The sequence below is a fragment of the Francisella orientalis FNO12 genome, assembly GCF_001042525.2.
In the GTDB taxonomy this organism is placed as follows: domain Bacteria; phylum Pseudomonadota; class Gammaproteobacteria; order Francisellales; family Francisellaceae; genus Francisella; species Francisella orientalis.
In genome coordinates this window covers 1,385,860-1,406,813 of the sequence record NZ_CP011921.2, presented here as the reverse complement: position 1 = coordinate 1,406,813, position 20,954 = coordinate 1,385,860, and the positions used below count along the sequence as shown (strand labels likewise).

Sequence of the window (20,954 nt, the reverse complement as noted above, 5' to 3'; positions counted from 1 at the left end):
AAATAGTTTTTGTATCATCAATAATTTATAATGGGGACAGTGATTAACTAACTCAAATATAGTAGATTATGATAATAGATTCACACTGTCATTTAAATTACCTAAAATTAGATGATATAAACCTTGAGAAGGTTATTAATAATGCAAAAACTGCTGGCATTGAAAAGATTGTTTCAATAGCTGTTGCTTGGGATGAAATAGCTGATATAGAACAAATCACAGAAAACTTTGATAATGTATACCATTCTGTAGGAGTTCATCCTAGTGAGCTTGATTCATATCAACCAAGTGTTGATGATATCATAGCGCGCTCACAACATAAAAAATGTGTTGCTATAGGCGAGACTGGTTTAGATTACTACTATAATGGTAGTGATACTAGAGAAGCGCAGATAAATAAGTTTGTAAATCATATGCAAGCAGCAAACGAGGTTAATAAACCTGTTATTATCCATACAAGATCAGCAAAACAAGATACACTTGATATATTAAAAAGTGAAAATGTAGAGAAGTGTGGAGGAATATTACATTGCTTCATGGAAGATTATGATATGGCAAAAAAAACCTTAGATATGTGTATGTATATATCATTCTCTGGTATCTTAACTTTCAAAAATGCTAAAGATATTCAAGAAACTGCCAAGAAATTACCTCTTGATAGAATATTAATTGAGACAGATGCGCCTTATTTAACTCCAGTACCTTTGCGAGGCAAGCCAAACTATCCAGAGTATGTGAAGTATGTAGCACAGTTTTTGGCTGATCTGAAAGGCATCTCGTATAATGAGGTTGCAAAACAGACTTATCAAAATACTTGTGAAGTATTTGGGTTTTAGTCTTATTTACTGCTATTCAAACTACATTTTGTGTTAGTATTATTTAATGATAATAAGTTCTCATGATTTATGTCAAAATCTAAATTTTTATATTGTTTTATTCTTGTTATATTTTTCTTTGGGTTTGTACAAGCGAACACTGTTACACAAAAAATCAATTAGACCAAAAAGTAAATGAGATTAATAGTTTTGCTGTATCTATATAGCACCAAAGAGTCAACTGATGAGAAGAGATTAGCATATCAAAGAGAAAAGTTACTAAAAGATAGAGTATTTATCAATAATCAGATGAGGCTCTTAAGTGCTGAATTAAACAGGGTAGACAATATTTTAAGTTTTATTGATACAAAATATCATAGTGAACTGTTTTCTAAAACAATAAATAAACAAGTAGAAGAGGATAAAAACCTAAATACTAAACTTGAGGAATACATTCGTAAGCGATCTGTAACTCTAAATGAATTAGTATTGCTAAAAGAGGCTAATTTAAATATTGAAAGTGCTCTTAAACATATATCAGGTGTAAGAACATATTTGAGAAATCAATTCCGATTTGAAAAAAATAATGTTTTATGGCGTTCAGGTGCATGGGGTAGTGCATTTAATATGTTTGCTAAAAATACATTTTTAGTATTGAAAGATTGTGCATTATTTTTTGTGTTACTTGGGCTGTATTTATTAGCAAGACCTCTATTTTCGCTAGATAGATATTTATTCAAAAATCCTAAAATTAGAAATAAAAAGAAGATATTGCAAGCAGCTGTTAAGCTAAATAGAATTTGTTTTTTTGGTGTATAGCGCTATCCTATATCCAGTAGCAATTATAGGTGTTGGCTATATGCTTAGATATCTAAGTGTTATATCTTCTGATTCATTCTTTGTCGCTGAATAGTCGTGCAAGTGATTGGCATATATGCATTTTTGGTATTTATATTAGAGAACTTTGCACATATTAATCTATCAAGAGTATTAAAATTACTTATTTTAGTCACTTATTGTGCTTCTGGTATGGCGATGTATGTTTTTAGATCAAATCTTGTCAATTTTACAAGAGGTAGTTTGACTACTATTCTTTCAAGAGAAGATGCTTTAGTTCTGGTCTTTTGCTTTTTGATAATAATGTTTATTCCAACAGCGATAATTTTTATTAAACTAGGCAAATTTATAGCTAAGAAAGATTCAGATGTAAGGATACTTAATTTAGTTAGGTATTTCATACTAGGAACATTACTGTTTAGTATTTTTATGATGGCATTAGGCGGGTATCCAAATTTTGGTATGTCGGTTGGGTTTGATATGTATCAGATATTATACGGATCCCTTTACATATATGTTTTTTACAAACTATTTACAGTTGCTATAGATATTATTTTATGTCGAAAAACTAAATTTGTGGTAATTAGAAGTTTTACAGAAACTGTAATGGGTGGAGTCAAAAGAGCTGATGTAAGATATTGGTAAAAAATCTGATATTTATATTTGCTATCATAATGTTTTTGATTCTGTTGCCACTAAGTCTTAATGTACAGCTGGAGAAGTTGCAAGATGTTTGGAATACATTCTTTTATGATGGTGGTGATATTTTAGGCTTGCAATTAATACCTTTAATTACACTGATGAAGTCAGTGTCTGTGGTGGTTGTTGCATTTATAATATATAAGTTTATTAGGGTTTTTGTAAATAAAAGAGTTTTTCCTTATACAAGCATGGACTTGGGTATGCGAGAAGCATTTTTATCAATTTTGAAATATATCTATGTGATTATTGCGATTTTCTTATCTATTAAGTCTTTAGGGATTAGTAACACAGTGATAATATTTATTATCTCAGGTTTATCTGTCGGTCTTGGTTTTGCGATGCAAGATCTGGTCAAAAACTTCTTTGCTGGATTAGTTATGTTAATTGAAAGACCTGTTAAGATCGGGAACTGGGTAAATGTTAACGATGAAATTGGCGTTGTTAAAAAAATCAGTATTAGGGCAACTGAGGTTTTAACTTTTGATAATAATTCTTTGATTGTTCCGAATAACGTTATGATAACTAAAGTGGTTTCTAACGAGACATTAGAGTCCACCTCTAGGCCAGTTTTACCATTAAAAATTTCTTATAACCATGATCCTAAAAAAGTTATAGAAATTTGTAGGTACGTTATAGAGTCAGAAAAAAGAATATTTAAAACTCCTGCCCCTGAGTTTTTATTAAGTAACTATGATGAATATAGCATGGAGATAACTATTAGAGCTTACTGTTTGAGGATTATTAAAATATACCTATTAAGTGATTTACGACTTAAAATTTTGGAGGTATTAAAAGAGAATAATATAAAAATTGAGTATCCTAAGCTTGATGTGTATCTTAGAGATATTGATAAGCAAGGTTGCTTAGTAGATGAAAAAAGCCAAGAATTTAAATAACTTTAAATTGGTGTGTAGGCTAAGTAAAAGGAGCTGAATGAAAGAGAATAGTCACGAACTAAATTTGTATTGTGTCAATCCAGAAGTAGCATCGAATGAAGTATTTATAGATCTTCTGAAAAATGATAGTATTTATGTAGAAAAGATTATATCTTATGGTCAGGTTACACCTATAGATGAACCGTATATCCAGAGTCATGATGAATGGGTTGTTGTACTTAAGGGTATGGCAAAGCTTAGGTTGGATAGTAATGATTATATTTTGGATGAAGGAGAGTATTTATTTATTCCAGGAAACACTAAGCACTAGGTTACATATACAGAAAATCTGACTATTTGGCTGGCTTTACATTTATTGATTTAGTAGGATGAGTTTCTTTTTTGAGAAAAAATTTTACTCGCTTTACTGAATCCTCTATTTGAGGAGGTATTATGCCAGTGAAATTAACTTGTATATTTTCCTTAGCTAATTCTTCTTTTAGCGTTTTGATAAAAATACCATTACAACTACTTCTTGGTCGTCAGCCCAAGTGTTTCAACTCCACATGTTGGAGACATATTTACACCAAGGATTCCAACAATTTCAAAATTATATTTTTTATACTGTTTTAACTGGAGTATGACATGTTTAGCTAAATCTACACTCAGTTGCTTTTGATTTGCCATAAGTTTTGAAACTTTGGTCTTTTCACTTTTAATATCATCAACAGTAGTATCTTTAACACACTGTCTATCAATCCTTAGTCCTAATAACTCTGGACAAGGCATCTGTACAATTCCAACTCCAGAATTTATTATTTCTCCCATGACTAAAGGAAGTGCACCAGGTCTAGATGCGAGATGATCTAATTTTGCATTTTGATTTAATAAGCAGTGCGACATAAAGAGTATTCTTTTACTTCTATTATCTATATCAAACATAAATATTAATTCCTTAGAAATGTTGTATAAGAATAAGTTGATTCAATTTGTATTTATTTAGCAGTATTGCAATTAAATATATTGTAATATTAAATGAGTTTTTCTTATATAGTTATAATTTTAAAATGGTTGAATTTTTTTCCGAGCATTTTTATTTTTTGTGTATATTTATTGTGGCTATGGGTTTTTTGGCAAGCTTTATAGATGCTATAGCTGGAGGTGGCGGTTTAATAAGTATACCAGCATTAAGTATGACAGGTTTGCCAATTGTAACAGTACTTGGTACAAATAAGCTTCAAGCTAGTATTGGTACTGCTATGGCAGTGTTGAAATATTACAAAAGTGGCTTAATTAACATCAAAACAGTTTTAAGAGGACTTATAGCTGGATTTATTGGTGCTTGTTTAGGTACTATACTAACTTTGCTTATTCATAATGATTTTATGAATACTTTAGTTCCTGTTCTTTTAATAGTAGTTTTTATTTTTAGTATTTTGAATAAAAACTTAGGTGTTAATGAAGGTAAAAAAAGAATGTCAGAGATGGCTTTTTTTACAATATTCGGTTTTATATTAGGTGCCTATGATGGTTTTTTTGGTCCGGGAACAGGTAATTTCTGGATTATTGCTATAGTTTATTTTCTTGGTTATTCATTTTTACAAGCATCAGGATACGCAAAGGTTCTTAATCTAAAAAGTAATCTATTTTCTTTAACTGTATTTGCATTATCTGGTCAGGTAAATATAGCATTTGGACTGTTAATGGCTGTTGGTAGTTTCTTTGGTGGGATTGTTGGTTCAAGAATGGTTATACTTAAAGGATCTAAGTTAGTTAGGCCAATATTTATAGTTGTTGTAGGTTGTAGTGTATTAATGATGCTATTTAATTTTTAGTTATATCATTTTTAAATAAAATTTAAAAATTATTATTAAATAAATAATATTAAATTATAATAGTTAGTTGAATAAATTAAATATCTTAATATTTAATTCTAATGTCTAATGTTAAGAAGTTGTTAATGAAAAGAAATATTTTAAAAAAAATGATTATGTCTACTATATTATTCGTACCATTTTTAGGATGTGCTGCTGTAAATTTCGAAGTGCAAATTAGCCGAGGTCTTACTAATGAATTATACTTTGGTAATGCTTCATCAATAGATCCAAACTGTAAGGTTCTAAGTATCTCAAATAAGGAAAAAATAGTAGTATCATGTGATGGCTCGGGTCAAGCAACTTTCCCTGTGATTTCAGTAAATGAAGATAGAGAAATAGCTGTGATTAAAATGAATAATCCTTGGTATGCTTCGGCATCTACATCGCTGATAACTGATGAAACAAATGTGAGCTCTAAGTGTGATATGGGTGGTAACTGTACTAATGCGCCAGTTAACGATTATTACCTTTTAGCCGAAAGTTTAGATGGCAATAGACCTGATTATGCAGATGAAAATGTTGTTGTCAAACTGAGAAAATTATAATCTTTTTATTCCTTAGTACTTCTATAAGTTTCCAAAAAAAAAAAATCTGAAATGCTATAATATGCAAATATTTTTCTAAATAATTAATTATTATGGACAATCAAAACGCGTTAGAAATAAAAAATCTTACCAAGGTTTATAAAGGTGGTTTGAAAGCGGTTGATGATATTAACTTTGAAGTTAAAAAAAGCGATTTTTTTGCTCTTTTAGGACCTAATGGAGCCGGTAAATCAACAATTCTAGGAATGATATCATCACTTGTAAACAAAACTTCAGGGCAAATAAAAATTTTTGGATATGATATCGATAAAGATTATATCCAAGCGAGAAAGCATCTAGGCGTAATGGCTCAAGAGATTAATCTAAATATCTTTGAGAAGCCTATGGATATTTTAGTTACACAAGCAGGTTTTTTTGGTATCTCTAAAAAAGAAGCTATACCTTATGCTGAAGAGCTCTTAAAGAAAGTAGATCTTTATGAGAAAAGAAATACTCAAGTCAGATTTTTATCTGGTGGTATGAAAAGACGATTAATGGTTGTTCGAGCTCTTATACATAAACCTAAACTTCTTATCCTTGATGAGCCAACAGCAGGTGTTGATGTTGAGCTTAGAAACTCACTGTGGGAAATGATTTCAGAGTTTCACAAAGAAGGTTTGACAATTATCCTTACAACACATTATCTAGAAGAGGCTGAGTCAATGTGTAAACATATCGCACTAATTCATAAAGGTAAATTATGTGTTAATACTGATATGAAGACTTTTTTAAAGTCAGCTGATAAGCATACTTATATTTTTGATCTTAAAGAAAAATGTCAGCATGAATTGAAATTAGATCTTGGTGAAGTCAAAAAAATAGATGACTATACAATCGAGGTTGAAGTTACTAAGGGTGTGGTACTTAATGAGATATTTGCTGAATTAACAAGTAAATATGATTTAGATGTTTTAGATGTACGTTCAAAAGAAGCAAAACTAGAAAAGCTATTTATAGAAGTAGCTAGAAATAAGTAGGTGATTTTATGAGTTTAAGAGATTTTTGGATAACATATATCACGATTTTTAACCGTGAATGTAAAAGAGTTTTTAGAATTTGGCCACAGACATTATTACCATCTGTAATTACAATAATTTTATATTTTTTGATATTCGGTAAGGTTGTAGGCTCACGTATAGGTATGATGGATGATGGTATTACTTATATGCAGTACATTACACCAGGTTTGATAATAATGGCAGTGATTCAAAACTCATATGGTAATGTAGTTAGTTCTTTCTTTGGTATCCGATTTAGTAAGGCTATCGAAGAGCTATTGGTATCGCCTGTTAGTAATCATGTGATTGTGCTTGGATATATTTCTGGTGGTATTTTTAGAGGTTTTTTAGTCGGTATATTTGTTAGTATTGCGGCATTTCTATTAGGTGGATTTAGTGTTATTTATAATGTACCTTTAGTATTGGCTGGATTTATATTTTGTGGGGCATTATTCTCACTTGGTGGATTAATAAATGCGATATTCTCACAAAAGTTTGATGATACTACGATATTTCCTACATTTATTCTAACTCCATTAATATACTTAGGTGGGGTGTTTTATAATATAAATAATCTTACTGGGTTTTGGCATTTCATTTCATCATGTAATCCATTATTTTATATAGTTGATTTTGTAAGATTTGGATTTTTGGGAGTTTCTACAGTTAATCCGTACTATGCATTTGGAGCGATAGTGGCTTTTACATTTATACTATATTACGCTTGTTGGTATTTGTTAGATAAGGGTATTAGATTAAAAGCTTAATAGAAAATTATTTTTCAGATCTGTGCACTTCACGCAATATATATAGAGGTCGATGCTTTGTTTCGATAAATATTCTACCGATATAGCTTCCTAACATTCCTATACCAATCATCTGTAATCCACTAAAGAATAAAATAAATGTCACTAGTGAAGGGTAGCCTGGGACATCGGCTCCGAATACTAATGATTTAATGATTATTATAGAGCCATATACAAAACTCATAAAAGCAACAAAAACACCAATATAAGACCATATCTCTAGTGGTGCACGGCTAAAACTTGTAATACCATCTATAGAAAACTTAAATAGCTTCCAGTAGTTCCATTTAGTCTGTCCAGCTACTCTTTCTTCTCTAGCATGGTAAACGATTTTCTCTTTGAAGCCTATCCATGTAAGAAGACCTTTGTTGAAACGTATTTTTTCTTTAAGCTCAAGAAAAGCGTTAATAGCAGCTCTATTTAACAGTCTATAGTCTCCGGCATTAGGAGTAAGTTTAGTTTCACTAATTTTATTCATCACTGTGTAGAAAAGTCCAGCAGTATGCTTCTTCGTTGAAGTATCTGTATCACGATTTTCTCTAACTGCAGTTACAACCTCGTAGCCATTTAGCCAATGCTCAACCATCTCTAGGATAAGCTCAGGTGGATCTTGTAAGTCAGCATCAATAGAAATGGCTGCATTACCTTTGCAGTTAGCAAAACCAGCAAATAATGCTGCTTCTTTGCCGAAGTTACGTGATAAATCAACAACTGCGATTTCTGGAATGCTCTTTTGTTTTTCTAGAAGAAGATCTAAAGTATTATCGCTACTACCATCGTTTATGAATACTAGTTCATACTTGGTTGGTAGTTGCTCTAGAATCGGCATCAATCTATTAAAAAGATGATCAATACTTTCAGATTCATCTTTTACAGGTATAATTATACTTGTCAGTTTATTCTTGTTGTCCATATACTCAATCTATATTTACTAAGCTTATACTTTATTTTAAATATATTAATAGATTTGAGCAACTTATATTTGATGGCTATCTATATGTTAAATCTATTATCACGAATATTAAGTCAAAGATTTTCGATGCTAGTAGGTATTTTGGTATAATTAAGATTAGTATTAGTACAAATCTATGAATATGACCTACAAATATAGCAGAGTTGCAATTATCGGTAAGCATTATAAAAAAGAAGTAAGTCAGACAGTTGAGGTTTTGTATGCTTATTTGCAACAGCAAAATCTAGATGTGGTGGTAGAGGATGAAACGGCATCTGATACTGCTTTAGAAAATATTGCAACAGCAACTTTAAAAGAAATAGCTTTGATATGTGATGTAGCTATCGTTGTTGGTGGAGATGGTAATTTTCTTAAGGCTTCTAGAGTTTTAGCATTGTATAGCAATATCCCTGTTATTGGCGTAAATAAAGGTAAGCTTGGGTTTTTGACAACTCTTGCTGCAGATAATAATGCCTTAAGAAGGGACCTTGATGCTATATTGAAAGGAGACAGCTCAGTTACCAAAATGAGTATGTTGAAATGTCGCGTTGATGATAATTTACGAGCACCTCTTGAGGCTTCTATTGCGTTAAATGAAATTGCGATAACGTCTAGTAGGGGATTAATGTTTGGCTTAAAGGTCTACATAGATGGTAGATATGCTTTTGATCAAAGAGGTGATGGGTTGATTGTGGCAACACCAACAGGCTCAACAGCACATGCAATGTCAGCTGGCGGACCTATTTTGAATCCTAATCAAAGCAGTGCGGTTTTGGTACCAGTATGTTCACACTCATTAAATAGTAGACCTTTGGTCATCTCAGATACAAGTGTTATAGATATTTATATAACAGATTACAATGATCCGGAACCTGTTTTGAGTATTGATGGTAGACATGATACTATGCTAAGGTCTCATCAGAAAGTCACTATCCAAAAAGCACAAAAAAAAGTCACTGTCTTGCATACAAAAGATTATAATTATTATGATACTCTAAGAGAAAAATTGGGTTGGAGTAAAGTTCTATTCTAAAAAAGCTCAATTAATATAACTACTACAAAAACAGTTATAAAAATTGCAGATATTAACTCAATTTTTTTGATATTTCTAAAAAATACTTGTCTAAGCTTATTATTGCCAAAAAAAGTAGCAACAATAGCAAACCAAATAAAGGTGCTAAGTGCTATAGCAAACCAGATAGCAATTTTACCAAAACTTGGAAGTTGTGCAACTAGACTAAGCATTGAGCTGAAAAAAACTAATACTTTAGCATTGGCTAAGTTTGTAAAAGCACCATTTAAAAACAGTCTAATATTAGCTGGCTTATCAAAGTTATCGAGATTTTTTATATGTTCGTTAGCATTGGGATTGAGTTGTTGCTTTGTGAAAATATTTTTATATAAGTTATATGCAATATACGCAAGATAAATGACACCTAGAAGTATTAATGCTTTGAATAGTAATGGTTGTTGGTGGAGCAAAAAAGATCCAAACCAATAGACTATAAAAGTGTTTAAAAGAATTCCACTTGCAACGCCAAATGCAGTATAAATTCCTGATCTGTGTCCAAATTTAATAGAATTACTTATAGTTACAAAGAAGTCAGGACCTGGTAATACGAGGCAACTGATTTGTAAAGCTAGAATAGCTAAAAAGATTAGCACTATTATACTCTTATTTTTGTTTGACTTGCGATAGAATAGTAGTAATAAAATTGCAATAAATCTAGAAAAATGAGTGATAATTTTAAAGAAAATTTACGCCAGATAAAAAGTTATGTCCAAAGAGCTGGCAGAGTAACAAAAAAACAGCAACAAGCTCTCGATGATTATGCATCTAAATATATGATTGAATATGATCAAAATAAAAGTTTAGACTTTTCTGAAATTTTCAAAAATTCTAATGATGTAGTATTAGAGATAGGTTTTGGAATGGGTGGGTCATTGGTACAAATGGCTTTAGAAAATCCTACTAAAAATTATTTAGGGATTGAAGCTCATAAAGCTGGAGTTGGTAATATTCTATATGAAATCGAACATCAAAATATTTTTAATCTTTTAGTGATGAGTCATGATGCCATAGAAATATTAGAAAATATGATATCTGATAGTTCTTTGTCAGGAATGCAGATATATTTTCCAGATCCATGGCATAAGAAAAAGCATAATAAACGTAGATTAGTGAATCAATCAAATGTTGACTTATTTGCTAAAAAACTTAAAGTAGGTGGGGTATTTCATTATGCTAGTGATTGGTTGCCATATGCAGAGGAAGTATTAGAACTTCTTGAAAATGATAATAAATACAAAAATCTATATGATGGATTCGCATCGCGACCAGAATGGCGACCTTTGACAAAATTTGAGAAACGAGGTCAGAATCTCGATCATCCAATATCAGATATTCTTTTTGAAAAGATTTAGGGATAAAAAGTGAAAACAGCTAGATATAAAAGAGGGTTCATAAAAGCCAGTGAATATAATAGTAAACTCCATTTTGATAATATTTTTTGTCCAGATTGCGGCAAAGCTAAACTAAAAATAGTACGTAAAGCTGATCAAGAAGCATATTTTTCTTTTATGACAGATCAACAGCATGATGAGCTTTGTCCAAGGGTTGCCAAACCAATTCAAGATGAAAAAATCAAAGAATTAGTTTTAAGTGATTCAAAAAAAGATATGAGTAAGTTGAATTTTCTAGTAAACAAGAACTTAGAAAAATGTATAAATCTTGTTACTAAGCTAGAGAATAATGGTGAGCTTTCTAAAGAAAAAGAGCTTAATCTAATGCCACAAAAGAAGCAGCAACTTACTGAAAATCGTATTAGAGAGTATGCTAGACAAGATATTTTAACTATTAATATTCTTGATTTAAATTTCATTGATGCTCATGTGCTTAATAATAAATATTGTCTAATTTATGGTATTGCAGGAATTACGCTTTCTGATATTGGAGAGAGTAAAAAGCTATTTTTTAAAGCAGATCAGGATTCTAGATTTTCGATATTTGTGGTACCTAGTCAGATTAAGTATCTTGATTTTGAAAAAGGTAAAAGAGCTAAATTTGCTGTATTTGGTAAATTTAAAAAAGTTGGCAAGTTTATAAATTTAGAAATTTGTTCAACACGTGATCTAGTTATCAAGGATTAGTATATGCACGTAAAAATTAGGTATGAAAATTTAAAGGATCAAGAGCAGATATATAAGCTAATATCTGAAGCATTCGATACCGGTGATGAGGAGATGTTGGTTAGGCTGTTACATACAGATCATCAAAGTTTAATATCTTTGGTTGCTGAGACAGATGAAGGTAACATAATAGGCCAAGTAATTCTCTCGAAAATGACAGCTGAAGAAACTGATGAGCTTAAAATATGTGGATTAGCTCCAATGTCTGTAGCACCCAAATATCAACATAAAGGAATAGGTACTAAGCTTATTGAAATGATGATAAAAGAAGCTAAGAAAAATAATATTGATGCAATATTTGTTTTAGGGCATCCTAGTTATTATCCGAAGTTTGGCTTTAAAGCGACCATAGAGTACAAAATAAAATGTGAGTATGATGTCCCAGAAGATGTTTTTATGGTGCTAGATATATCAAATAAATTAGCTAAACTAAAGGGGCAGACAGTTTATTACGCTGAAGAGTTTAGAAAAGTTTTTTTAAAAATTTGACTTTACTATTTTTACCATATCATATAATAGTTTGTCTATTTGGTTAGATAATTCAATTAGGCCCGGTGCTTATCTGCTGGTTATATAATCCTCAATTGACCCGAATGGATTTATTTAGTTTAAATAACGATAAATCAACAAGAGGATAATAATTATGAAAACAATATATCGTGCAAGTATCTTTACATTCAACAAAAATGCAACACTTCAGTCATTATTAGGTCATAAGGTTGACAACTTATTTTCTGATTCAAAAGACTATACATTTCTAAGAGATGGTGCAGTTGTCGTCGAAAATAGTTTGATAACTGAGGTTAACGATTTTCATAAGATCAACGTAGGTGAAAATGCTAAATTGATAGATTACTCTGGTAAATTAATTATGCCAGGACTTATCGATACACATATGTATACAACTCAAACAAAAGCTGTAGGTGCTTATGGTGAAAAGCTTTTAGAGTGGTTAGATGGATATATTTTCCCAAGTGAAGCTAGTTTTAATAGTAGCTCTTTAGCTCATAAGGAATTTGACATACTTTTCAAAGAATTGTTAAAGAGTGGAACTACAACTATATGTGGATACGCTCCAAGTGCTTATGACGGTACGGATATAGTTTTTGAAATAGCTTTCGTATTTAATTTCTTATATGGTGTTGGATGTGGCGGAGCTATACTAGCGTTCCAAGAGATTAAGTTGTTATTTAAGCAGTTCTCAATAAGACCATTAGCTAATTCATTAGTATTAACTTTTACTTACTTATTTAATGGTATTGTTATACAACCATTGACTGGATATATCATAGGAGAGACTCATGTAGTATATTACTACAACCAGTCTTCACCATATTCAAAATGGTTGTATGATACTACCGTACATAATGAATGGCGTAAGTTTAATAGTGGTTTGTTTATCATCGTATTAATAATAGTAATTAGTTTTGTAAGTAGTATTTTCTTTACTAAGAAAAAATCAAGCTAATTATGTTCTATATATTTGAATATATTATTGATTTCTAAATTAGTATATTGCTAATATTTTGAATTAGAAACTACACATGTTAATAATAATTATGGATTTGATACAAATGAAAGATAATGCTAGTAAAGCTTCATCTTTGCTAAAAGCAATATCTCATGAATCTAGGTTATTGATACTTTGTTTGTTATTAAGGAAAGAAATGACAGTTGGAGAACTTGCAGAATATTCTGATCTAAGTCAGTCAGCTTTTTCTCAGCACCTGTCTGTTCTTAGAAATAAAGGGTTAGTTAAGTGTAGAAAGGAATCGCAAAATGTTTATTATAGTATTAAAGATTCTTCTGTGATAAAAATCTTAGAAGCATTATATGGCATATACTGCAGCGAAGAAAAAAAGTAAAAAATTTAAACAATATATTAGGATTAACTAAATTAGAAAAAGCTTAACATAAAGAAGAGCAAACATGAGTAAAGTAAAAAATATTTCAGTTAAAGATTTTTTGGAATTACAAAAAAAAGAAAAGGTAAAATTAATAGATATCAGAACAACAGGTGAGCATAATAGAGAGTGTATTGATTGTCTGAGAATATTTCTATTGATGAAATATATGATGCTAACATCCAGCCTAATGAGATTGTTGTACTTCACTGTCAGTCTGGTAATAGAACTAATCAAGCAGCTACTAAAGTAAAAGATCTAAACGCGAAAGCAGTATATTTGTTAGAAGGTGGTTTGAATGCTTGGAAACAGCACAAGCAACCTACAAAAAAATGTTAAAGAACCTCTGCCAATAATGCGTCAAGTACAGATAATAGTTGGTTTTATGGTATTGTTAGGTGCAGTGCTTTCGTTTACAGTATCGCAATATTTTGCGATTTTGAGTGGGTTCTTTGGAGCTGGACTTTTATTCGCTGGCTTAACAGGCACATGTGGTTTAGCAATAATGTTAGAATTTTTACCATATAATAAAAGAAAATAACACTTTATATAATATTTCTAGAAGAGCTTATAATGGCTAAAAAATATCTCATAGTTGGTGGTGTTGCTGCAGGAGCATCAGCAGCTGTAAGACTGAGAAGACTTGATGATAAAGCAGAAATAATAATGTTTGAAAAAGGCCTACACGCATCATTTTCTAACTGTGGTTTACCTTATCATTTAGGCGAGCATATCGAGCCGGCTGAAAAACTGATATTAATGACTCCAGAGAAGTTCGACATAAGATATAATATTGAGGCTCGTACAAACTCAGAAGTTATCAGTGTTGATAAATCAAATAAAACTGTAACTGTTATAAACCACATAACTCGAGAAGAGTATACTGAAAGCTATGATAAGCTAGTGTTAGCTGTAGGTGCTAAGCCGATAGTTCCCCCTTTTGAAGGTCTTGGGACAATCAATCATTTCATATTAAGAAATGTTGTCGATGTCAAAAAAATCCATAAAGCTGTTTTCGATAGTGAAAACCTGTCAAAGACGTGACAGTTATAGGAGCAGGCTTCATTGGTATTGAGGTTGTAGATAATCTTAAAGAAAGAGGCTTTAATGTAACTATAGTTGAGATGGCTAACCAAATTATGCGTCCATTTGATTATGAAATGGTTAAGTATCTAGAAAAAGAGTTATTAGACCATGATATAAACTTGATGCTATCTGAGAAAGTAGTTGGTTTTGAATCTGATAAGGTTCTGCTTGAATCAGGTAAAGAAGTTAAGTCAGATTTAGTGGTTTTAGCTATTGGTGTGTCACTAGATACTGCATTTCTAAAAAATGTAGGCATTGAACTAGCTAAAAGTGACCATATTGTTGTTAATGAGAATTATCAAACATCAGATAAAGATATTTATGCAGTAGGTGATGCTATATTTGTTAAAAATCCTCTTTACTGGTCAAGATTTTAATTTGCCGTTAGCAGGACCAGCTAATAAGCAAGGTCGCTTAATCGCAGATCATATAAATGGTAGAAAAATTATAAACAAAGGCTATATTGCTTCATCAATCATCCAGATATTTGATTATACTGGTGCAGCAACGGGCTTAAACGAAGCTTGGATTAAGTTTCATAATTTAGATAACGATTATCAGGTAGCATATACAGCGCCATTTGATAGAGTAAGTATTATGCCTAATGCTCAAAATGTATTTACAAAAATATTGTTTGAGAGTAACACAGGTAAACTTCTAGGTGCTCAGACAATTGGTAAAGGTATCGTTGATAAGAGGCAGATGTGTTTGCAACAGCTATCAAAGCGGGTATGACAGTAGAAGATCTTCAAGATCTTGAATTATGTTATGCTCCTCCATATTCAACAGGTAAAGATGTAGTTAACCATACTGGCTATGTTGCTAATAATCTTTTAAATGGAGATTTTAAACAAGTTTTATTTACTGATGTTGAAAAGCTTTTAGCCGAGAATGCTCAAATTATTGATGTTAGAGAATTTGGTGAAACATCTAAGGGCATGTTAGTAGGTGCTAAAAGTATACTAATGTCTGAGATTAGAAATAGATTATCAGAGCTTGATAAAGCTAAGCCGGTATATGTACATTGTCAATCAGGTCAAAGATCATATAATGTGACTCTAATGTTACAACATCATGGTTATGATGTTTATAATATTGCCGGTAGTTATGCTATGATTTCTAACTATTATAGCACTATTGAGCGCATTACGGGCGAGCGCCGTATTTCAATAACTTAAACTAGAACAGATAAATATATCTAGGGGGAACTATGATTTTTAGACAACTAATTGATAGAGATACTTATACTTATATTTTAGTTTGTGAGTAAACTAGGGAAACTATAATAATAGATCCTGTTAGATTTAATGTTCAGCAGTATTTAAAACTATTGAAAGAACTTGATCTTAAATGTGGATACGCATGTTCATGCAGATCATGTGACAGCCGAGGTATTTTAAGAAAAGAAACCGGCTGTGAATATAGTACTAGGTGGAGAAACGAAAGCGCAATGCCCAACTAAAAGAGTATTTGATGGAGATATATTAACATTTGGTAATTATAAGATTAAAGCAATATATGCACCTGGTCATACAGATGACTCTTACTGTTTTATAACAGAGAATATGCTTTTCACTGGAGACACTTTGCTGATTAGAGGGCTGGTAGAACTGATTTTCAAAATGGTGATTCTTATGCTGCATATGAGAGTATTATGACTAAACCTATGACTTTACCAGGTAGCACAATTATATATCCTGGTCATGATTATAACGGTGTTACTAGTAGTAGTGTTGCCGAAGAAAAGAGAAATAATCCAAGACTACAAGTAAACTCGCCGGAAGAGTATGCTAAGATAATGGATGATTTAAAATTACCTCCACCAAATTATATAGATATCGCAGTTCCAGCTAACCTAAAATGTGGTAAAGAAGAGTAATATGTTTTTGACTATATTTGGATTTATTTGCGGAATTGCTTTAGGCTTAACTGGTGGTGGAGGATCTATATTAGCAGTTCCATTACTTACTTATGGTGTAGGTTTAGACTTTCATACCGTAGTTCCTATTTCTCTTCTTGTAGTAGGATTTACAGCTATTTTTGGTCTTGTAGTTAACTATAAGTAGCATGATATTAATTATTTAGCTGCAGCGATAATGATTACTACAGGAGTTATTTTTGCTCCAATTGGTAGTTATGTATCTCAAGGCTTATCAGACAAAGTGCTAATGATTAGCTTCTCTATACTCATGATTACAATAGGTATTTGGAGCCTGATAAAAGCTAAAGTGATGTCGGGTGCTGAGAAATCAATATGTGAGGGTATCGCTCCGAAATGTATTATTGCATTATTAGTAAGTAGTGCAATTGTTGGTACTTTGACTGGATTCTTTGGGGTTGGTGGTGGATTTTTAATAATTCCTGCTTTGGTGTTTATAACAGCTATGCCAATTTAAAGAGCTATAAATACTTCTTTATTGGTAATATCTGCTGTATCAATATCTGGGTTTATATCGCATTATGAAGAAGAGCATATGAGTTGGTATGTGGCTGGTATGTTTATAATTGGTAGTGTAATTGCGATGTTAATAGCTACTAAACTTAAAAAAAGACTTGATGATAAAATCTTACAAACATCATTCGCTATTATGTTGGTTGTGCTTGGAGCAGTGATTTATTTTATTAATTAACAATCTTCAGCTTTGACTGTCTTAAAGCCATAAAACGCTGCGAAAGCTTTGTTATTAACATTACTACTATCACATGTTATCGCCTCAAAAGTTATACCATAAGGTTCCGTTTCTCCATGAAGTTCGAATATCGGTATAGTAATATTCTCTATTTTTCTACTGTGTGATTCAGCAATAATCTCTTGTCTATGTTGATTGAACTTATAAAGTGAGTAATATGAATCTCCCATAATTCCCATGATAATTAATAAACCTATCAGAAAAACGATATAAATTTTTTTGAAGGCTTTATAGATAGTTGTAACCACTGTACTCTGATTATTATAAAACGGTTGCATCACAGCAATAAAAAAGATTATGTAATATATTAACATTAATCTAATCTGTAAGCCGTAACTAGTCGCAAGAGGAGCCATTATAAAAATTGATATGATTAATGTTAGTGAGTATATCAATACGCTAATTTTCGAGTTCTTTTTATTAGTTATGGCTAAAATAAAGTATAAGATAAATAACCATACAATAATCATCGTATGAGGCCATAAGTTATATCTAAATATATGAATAAAATAAAGAAGTTGACTAAAAATAGAAATATTTTGATCACTTGACATTTGATCTAATCTAACGTAGTTTCCTGGAGCAGCTATTAAAATAACTCCACCAATCCAAAGACCCGTCAAGAAAAATAGAATTCCTTTGTTTATTATTTTGTTATTTATTTTTCTCTCAATAAAATAGGCTAAACAAAATACTAACAATACTCCGACAAACTGTTCATTGTATAAGCCTATGAAAAGACCAACAATTAAACTCATTAAACAGAATTTCTTATTCTGAATTATTAGATAATAGTAGAGAGTTGTGAGAATGACATATCCCCAAAGATATTGTATAGCAGCAGTTTTCCATATTACTTGACCTATAAATCCTGTCCAAGTGAACATTAAAGCAAAAAAGAATGAATATATAATAAAATCTTTTGATGCTAAGCTATACTTGTTCCTAGTCACAATTTTGAAGATAAATATTGCAAATAAGCTCATAGATATTGAGTTTATAATATTTATGGTTAGCAAAGATAAAGTTAAGTATTTTTTTGAAAATAGAGCATATACTAAAGCTTGTGCTGACATTCTACCTGTCCAGCCTGTATAATCTTGTATCAGAAAATGAAAAAAAGAGCCATTTACTAAAGTATCGTTTAAAGCTCTCCAAAAGTCATCCATTGCTAATGGTTGACAACAGTTTATAAATAAAAAGTACAGAAAAATAATAAAACTTATAAATATTTGTTGTTTCAGTGACTTATTCATTATTACATTAAATGCTCTTAAATTTATTACATTATATCTGACCACTCGAATATTTAAAAATATAAATCAAAACGCGATTTTAAGATATTGTTATTATCAAGAAAACTAGTTAGTTTTTAGCCAACCTGTAATACTGAGTCTTTTGTTTTCTGTGAGTACAGATAATACTTCGTGTTCAATAGTTTTGCTATCAAAGAGAATTATTTTCCCATTAGTTGGGAATATTTGTAATGTTTGATTGTTAAAATATAGTTTTAACTCTCCGCCAAAAGATTCATTCCAAATCTCATTAAGATAGCAAACTATAGATATCGTTCTGCGATCATCATTCTGAAAGGTATCGATATGTTTTTTATAGAATGAGCCTTGAGGATAAACTGCGTAGTGAAATTCCTTTGTTACGATTCCAGCAAAACATGTTTTATTAAGATATTCAATAAAACTATTTATCTTTTTAAAAAAGACTGAGATATGTTTTGTTTCATCTAGCCAAAAAATAAAGTCATTACGTATAGATCTTTCTAAGTTTTCATTTAAGCAATTACCTATTTCTGATTTTTTAAAGCAATCAGCATCATAAAAATGATTAAGTTCTTTGCGTAGTTGAGTAGTTTCTTCATTAGTCAGCCAACTATCAATAATACAGAAACCATTGCTAAGGTAATCACTAATTATTTTTTCATAAAAAGGATTAATTTCGAATAAATCAGACATACAATGTCCAATTAGTAAAGAGTAAGGAATTATATATCAGAAACTAAAAATCAGTTATCTATTTTTATGATAAAGTCTTCTAAATATTCATCAACATCTAACTCATATTCAGAAATAGCAAAATGCTTAGCAGATTTCTTCTGTTTTTGCATCTCATCTGTAGAGCCAGTGTTTAAATGATGATAGTCAGGAAGGTCTTTATTTTGTAGTAAAAGCTTATAGCTACAACTATTAGGTAGCCATTTGTAGGCATGATTTTTAAGTTGTTTATATGTTAGGTTTATGCAGTCAGGTACAATCTGCTTTCTTTTTTCGTACATACTGCATTGGCTCTTTCCAACATCTAAAAGCTTACAACTAACTTTCGTATAGTATACTTCATCAGTTTCATCATCTTGAAGCTTATTTAAACAGCAAAGACCACATCTATCGCAAATAGATTCCCATTGCTCTTTACTCATATCTTTTAAATCAACTTCTTGCCACCATTTACTCATAATTTATTCATCTATGATAGTTTGAGAAGTATTAAACTAAATTATTTAAGAAAAATATAGTCTAAAAAGAAAAGTAATACACTCTCTCATCCTAAATTAATTCTTGGTATTCTAATAAAATAAATGGTTACAGTAATAAATTCAGTATGATGTTTTGAGTTTTAATAGAGAATATTTAAGAAATTTGTTGAACTGGTTGAGTTAATACTGGAGAAATACCTGTTTGTACAAAAATTTGCTGTTGAATTTTTGCAAAAGCATTTTCGTAGGCCTGAGGATTAAGGATTGCATAAGATGTATTTATTGGAGCAGCTCCTTGATTAGGATCAGGAGTTGATTGATAGACTACAAAGTTAATTCGTATACTAGAGTCTTTAGTTGATTGTCTATAAGGTTGTATAAATGCTGTAGCTTCAGTATATTCAGATTGTCCCCAACCATTGGCATTCTCAGTGCTTTTAGCTGTAATAATACCTGTATTAAAGTTAGCATCCTGAATGATATAACCAAGGTTTTGCATAACAGTAACTGTAGCATCAAAAGCTGTTCGTAAATCAACATTAAAAACTTTTGTTTGCATAAGTTGAATTTGCAGAGGTGTTAAATTTGGTTGTTGTGGTCCTGATGATATACATCCAGATAAAGCTAAAATAACTAAGTAAACTAAAAGACTGAATTTCTTACGCATATTATAAAAAGCCTCATCTAGAAGTTAGTTGATAATGATTTATAGTTAGAGACAATATTACCTTTGAATGTGATAATTATAGTCATAGTTTTTTGTGATTGCATGAATCCGGATTCTTGAGTATTTTCACCTGTTATCAGTAGTGTTAGTAAACCCATCTCTAGAAGCATTATTCTCAACAGTTGCATTTGTTTGATATGTCCATACAGATTCTCCGCTTGCATTTTGAGTAACTATATTAGGAGAGCCAAATGCATTTATAACCTCATCTTTGGTTGTTACACCTTTTTTAAGTGTTAAAGAAACATTACCAGAAGTGTAAGGAGTTTTTACAAATCTAACATCTTGTGGGTTAGTATTACTTACACAAGAGTTAAGGATAAATACTGTTCCTATCAGACATATAAATTTTAAATTTCATAATAGTCTCTATGGTTTATGAGGAGTAATTTATCGAGGATATTTTATTACAGATATGATAATA

General features: G+C 30.9%; 22 protein-coding genes and 5 pseudogenes. 19 read left to right on the top strand and 8 right to left on the bottom strand.

Annotated features, from left to right (window positions below; all coding sequences use genetic code 11):
• Positions 1-68 precede the first annotated feature (68 nt).
• The 5 genes from FNO12_RS07270 (at position 69) to FNO12_RS07250 (ending at position 3,560) form a co-directional block, all read left to right on the top strand.
• Positions 69-836: a TatD family hydrolase gene (locus FNO12_RS07270; RefSeq protein ID WP_014714861.1), complete on the top strand. Its 768-nt coding sequence runs from the start codon at positions 69-71 to the stop codon at positions 834-836.
• A 174-nt stretch (positions 837-1,010) separates the two neighbouring features.
• Positions 1,011-1,634 (top strand): hypothetical protein, encoded by a 624-nt coding sequence (locus tag FNO12_RS07265; RefSeq protein ID WP_030005715.1) that lies wholly within the window; start codon positions 1,011-1,013, stop codon positions 1,632-1,634.
• A gap of 96 nt (positions 1,635-1,730) precedes the next feature.
• Entirely contained in the window at positions 1,731-2,297 is a 567-nt protein-coding gene (locus FNO12_RS07260; RefSeq protein WP_030005713.1) for a hypothetical protein, read from the top strand.
• A gap of 29 nt (positions 2,298-2,326) precedes the next feature.
• A complete protein-coding gene (locus FNO12_RS07255; RefSeq protein WP_148663986.1) occupies positions 2,327-3,250 on the top strand; it encodes a mechanosensitive ion channel family protein in 924 nt (307 codons plus the stop codon).
• 37 nt (positions 3,251-3,287) lie between these two features.
• Entirely contained in the window at positions 3,288-3,560 is a 273-nt protein-coding gene (locus FNO12_RS07250) for a cupin domain-containing protein (protein WP_014714865.1), read from the top strand.
• 197 nt (positions 3,561-3,757) lie between these two features.
• Here FNO12_RS07250 and FNO12_RS07245 read toward each other — a convergent pair whose 3' ends face one another.
• Positions 3,758-4,171 (bottom strand): DUF523 domain-containing protein, encoded by a 414-nt coding sequence (locus tag FNO12_RS07245; protein WP_014714866.1) that lies wholly within the window; start codon positions 4,169-4,171, stop codon positions 3,758-3,760.
• 125 nt (positions 4,172-4,296) lie between these two features.
• Here FNO12_RS07245 and FNO12_RS07240 point away from each other — a divergent pair, with 125 nt between their 5' ends.
• The 4 genes from FNO12_RS07240 to FNO12_RS07225 all read left to right on the top strand — a co-directional run bounded on the left by FNO12_RS07240 (position 4,297) and on the right by FNO12_RS07225 (position 7,455).
• Positions 4,297-5,064, top strand: a complete 768-nt coding sequence (locus FNO12_RS07240; RefSeq protein ID WP_014714867.1) for a TSUP family transporter — start codon at positions 4,297-4,299, stop codon at positions 5,062-5,064.
• Positions 5,065-5,189: 125 nt separating this feature from the next.
• Positions 5,190-5,651, top strand: coding sequence for a hypothetical protein (locus FNO12_RS07235; RefSeq protein ID WP_014714868.1), 462 nt, complete (start codon positions 5,190-5,192; stop codon positions 5,649-5,651).
• Between the two features lie 92 nt (positions 5,652-5,743).
• Positions 5,744-6,667 carry an ABC transporter ATP-binding protein gene (locus FNO12_RS07230; protein WP_014714869.1) on the top strand — a complete coding sequence of 308 codons (924 nt, stop codon included), beginning with the start codon at positions 5,744-5,746 and terminating at the stop codon, positions 6,665-6,667.
• Between the two features lie 8 nt (positions 6,668-6,675).
• Entirely contained in the window at positions 6,676-7,455 is a 780-nt protein-coding gene (locus FNO12_RS07225; protein WP_014714870.1) for an ABC transporter permease, read from the top strand.
• Between the two features lie 7 nt (positions 7,456-7,462).
• Here the strand turns inward: FNO12_RS07225 and FNO12_RS07220 are convergent, their stop codons facing one another.
• The gene (locus tag FNO12_RS07220; RefSeq protein WP_014714871.1) at positions 7,463-8,407 is read right to left on the bottom strand and encodes a glycosyltransferase family 2 protein; all 945 of its coding nucleotides are present in this window, start codon (positions 8,405-8,407) and stop codon (positions 7,463-7,465) included.
• Positions 8,408-8,588: 181 nt separating this feature from the next.
• Between FNO12_RS07220 and FNO12_RS07215 the strand changes: the two genes are divergently transcribed.
• On the top strand, positions 8,589-9,479 hold the full coding sequence (locus FNO12_RS07215; protein ID WP_041257485.1) for an NAD(+)/NADH kinase: 891 nt from the start codon (positions 8,589-8,591) through the stop codon (positions 9,477-9,479).
• Here the strand turns inward: FNO12_RS07215 and FNO12_RS07210 are convergent.
• On the bottom strand, positions 9,476-10,111 hold the full coding sequence (locus FNO12_RS07210; RefSeq protein WP_014714873.1) for a LysE family translocator: 636 nt from the start codon (positions 10,109-10,111) through the stop codon (positions 9,476-9,478). The genes FNO12_RS07215 and FNO12_RS07210 overlap by 4 nt on opposite strands.
• Positions 10,112-10,180: 69 nt before the next feature.
• On the opposite strand from FNO12_RS07210, the gene trmB reads away from it, so the two are divergent.
• The 9 genes and pseudogenes from trmB (at position 10,181) to FNO12_RS07165 (ending at position 17,255) form a co-directional block, all read left to right on the top strand.
• Positions 10,181-10,870 carry a tRNA (guanosine(46)-N7)-methyltransferase TrmB gene (trmB, locus tag FNO12_RS07205; RefSeq protein WP_014714874.1) on the top strand — a complete coding sequence of 230 codons (690 nt, stop codon included), beginning with the start codon at positions 10,181-10,183 and terminating at the stop codon, positions 10,868-10,870.
• 9 nt (positions 10,871-10,879) lie between these two features.
• Positions 10,880-11,596: a hypothetical protein gene (locus tag FNO12_RS07200; RefSeq protein ID WP_014714875.1), complete on the top strand. Its 717-nt coding sequence runs from the start codon at positions 10,880-10,882 to the stop codon at positions 11,594-11,596.
• Between the two features lie 3 nt (positions 11,597-11,599).
• On the top strand, positions 11,600-12,124 hold the full coding sequence (locus tag FNO12_RS07195) for a GNAT family N-acetyltransferase (RefSeq protein ID WP_014714876.1): 525 nt from the start codon (positions 11,600-11,602) through the stop codon (positions 12,122-12,124).
• A gap of 154 nt (positions 12,125-12,278) precedes the next feature.
• Complete coding sequence (locus tag FNO12_RS11010) at positions 12,279-13,103, top strand: amidohydrolase family protein (protein ID WP_014714877.1); 825 nt, start codon at positions 12,279-12,281, stop codon at positions 13,101-13,103.
• 91 nt (positions 13,104-13,194) lie between these two features.
• Complete coding sequence (locus FNO12_RS07185) at positions 13,195-13,500, top strand: ArsR/SmtB family transcription factor (protein ID WP_041257328.1); 306 nt, start codon at positions 13,195-13,197, stop codon at positions 13,498-13,500.
• A 64-nt stretch (positions 13,501-13,564) separates the two neighbouring features.
• Positions 13,565-14,080: pseudogene (locus tag FNO12_RS07180) on the top strand (rhodanese-like domain-containing protein).
• 32 nt (positions 14,081-14,112) lie between these two features.
• A pseudogene (locus FNO12_RS07175) lies at positions 14,113-15,803 on the top strand (FAD-dependent oxidoreductase).
• Between the two features lie 32 nt (positions 15,804-15,835).
• Positions 15,836-16,504 (top strand): annotated as a pseudogene (locus FNO12_RS07170) (MBL fold metallo-hydrolase).
• A gap of 1 nt (position 16,505) precedes the next feature.
• A pseudogene (locus FNO12_RS07165) lies at positions 16,506-17,255 on the top strand (sulfite exporter TauE/SafE family protein).
• Here FNO12_RS07165 and FNO12_RS07160 read toward each other — a convergent pair.
• The 5 genes and pseudogenes from FNO12_RS07160 to FNO12_RS07140 form a co-directional block, all read right to left on the bottom strand.
• The gene (locus FNO12_RS07160) at positions 17,252-18,571 is read right to left on the bottom strand and encodes a DUF6056 family protein (RefSeq protein WP_014714879.1); all 1,320 of its coding nucleotides are present in this window, start codon (positions 18,569-18,571) and stop codon (positions 17,252-17,254) included. The pseudogene FNO12_RS07165 and the gene FNO12_RS07160 overlap by 4 nt on opposite strands.
• Positions 18,572-18,676: 105 nt before the next feature.
• A complete protein-coding gene (locus tag FNO12_RS07155) occupies positions 18,677-19,285 on the bottom strand; it encodes a 2OG-Fe(II) oxygenase (RefSeq protein WP_014714880.1) in 609 nt (202 codons plus the stop codon).
• A gap of 50 nt (positions 19,286-19,335) precedes the next feature.
• Positions 19,336-19,782 (bottom strand): YcgN family cysteine cluster protein, encoded by a 447-nt coding sequence (locus FNO12_RS07150; RefSeq protein ID WP_014714881.1) that lies wholly within the window; start codon positions 19,780-19,782, stop codon positions 19,336-19,338.
• 175 nt (positions 19,783-19,957) lie between these two features.
• On the bottom strand, positions 19,958-20,470 hold the full coding sequence (locus FNO12_RS07145) for a hypothetical protein (protein WP_012280666.1): 513 nt from the start codon (positions 20,468-20,470) through the stop codon (positions 19,958-19,960).
• 17 nt (positions 20,471-20,487) lie between these two features.
• A pseudogene (locus FNO12_RS07140) lies at positions 20,488-20,875 on the bottom strand (hypothetical protein).
• Between the last annotated feature and the right edge of the window lie 79 nt (positions 20,876-20,954).

What these genes read in the sequence shown, in the direction of transcription:
- FNO12_RS07265 (WP_030005715.1), top strand. Translation starts at nt 1,011, where the DNA reads ATGAGATTAATAGTTTTGCTGTATCTATATAGCACCAAAGAGTCAACT.
- FNO12_RS07220 (WP_014714871.1), bottom strand. Translation starts at nt 8,407, where the DNA reads ATGGACAACAAGAATAAACTGACAAGTATAATTATACCTGTAAAAGAT.
- FNO12_RS07195 (WP_014714876.1), top strand. Translation starts at nt 11,600, where the DNA reads ATGCACGTAAAAATTAGGTATGAAAATTTAAAGGATCAAGAGCAGATA.
- FNO12_RS07235 (WP_014714868.1), top strand. Translation starts at nt 5,190, where the DNA reads ATGAAAAGAAATATTTTAAAAAAAATGATTATGTCTACTATATTATTC.
- trmB (WP_014714874.1), top strand. Translation starts at nt 10,181, where the DNA reads ATGAGTGATAATTTTAAAGAAAATTTACGCCAGATAAAAAGTTATGTC.
- FNO12_RS07270 (WP_014714861.1), top strand. Translation starts at nt 69, where the DNA reads ATGATAATAGATTCACACTGTCATTTAAATTACCTAAAATTAGATGAT.
- FNO12_RS07255 (WP_148663986.1), top strand. Translation starts at nt 2,327, where the DNA reads ATGTTTTTGATTCTGTTGCCACTAAGTCTTAATGTACAGCTGGAGAAG.
- FNO12_RS07240 (WP_014714867.1), top strand. Translation starts at nt 4,297, where the DNA reads ATGGTTGAATTTTTTTCCGAGCATTTTTATTTTTTGTGTATATTTATT.
- FNO12_RS07250 (WP_014714865.1), top strand. Translation starts at nt 3,288, where the DNA reads ATGAAAGAGAATAGTCACGAACTAAATTTGTATTGTGTCAATCCAGAA.
- FNO12_RS07225 (WP_014714870.1), top strand. Translation starts at nt 6,676, where the DNA reads ATGAGTTTAAGAGATTTTTGGATAACATATATCACGATTTTTAACCGT.
- FNO12_RS07215 (WP_041257485.1), top strand. Translation starts at nt 8,589, where the DNA reads ATGACCTACAAATATAGCAGAGTTGCAATTATCGGTAAGCATTATAAA.
- FNO12_RS11010 (WP_014714877.1), top strand. Translation starts at nt 12,279, where the DNA reads ATGAAAACAATATATCGTGCAAGTATCTTTACATTCAACAAAAATGCA.
- FNO12_RS07230 (WP_014714869.1), top strand. Translation starts at nt 5,744, where the DNA reads ATGGACAATCAAAACGCGTTAGAAATAAAAAATCTTACCAAGGTTTAT.
- FNO12_RS07185 (WP_041257328.1), top strand. Translation starts at nt 13,195, where the DNA reads ATGGATTTGATACAAATGAAAGATAATGCTAGTAAAGCTTCATCTTTG.
- FNO12_RS07245 (WP_014714866.1), bottom strand. Translation starts at nt 4,171, where the DNA reads ATGTTTGATATAGATAATAGAAGTAAAAGAATACTCTTTATGTCGCAC.
- FNO12_RS07155 (WP_014714880.1), bottom strand. Translation starts at nt 19,285, where the DNA reads ATGTCTGATTTATTCGAAATTAATCCTTTTTATGAAAAAATAATTAGT.
- FNO12_RS07145 (WP_012280666.1), bottom strand. Translation starts at nt 20,470, where the DNA reads ATGCGTAAGAAATTCAGTCTTTTAGTTTACTTAGTTATTTTAGCTTTA.
- FNO12_RS07160 (WP_014714879.1), bottom strand. Translation starts at nt 18,571, where the DNA reads ATGAATAAGTCACTGAAACAACAAATATTTATAAGTTTTATTATTTTT.
- FNO12_RS07150 (WP_014714881.1), bottom strand. Translation starts at nt 19,782, where the DNA reads ATGAGTAAATGGTGGCAAGAAGTTGATTTAAAAGATATGAGTAAAGAG.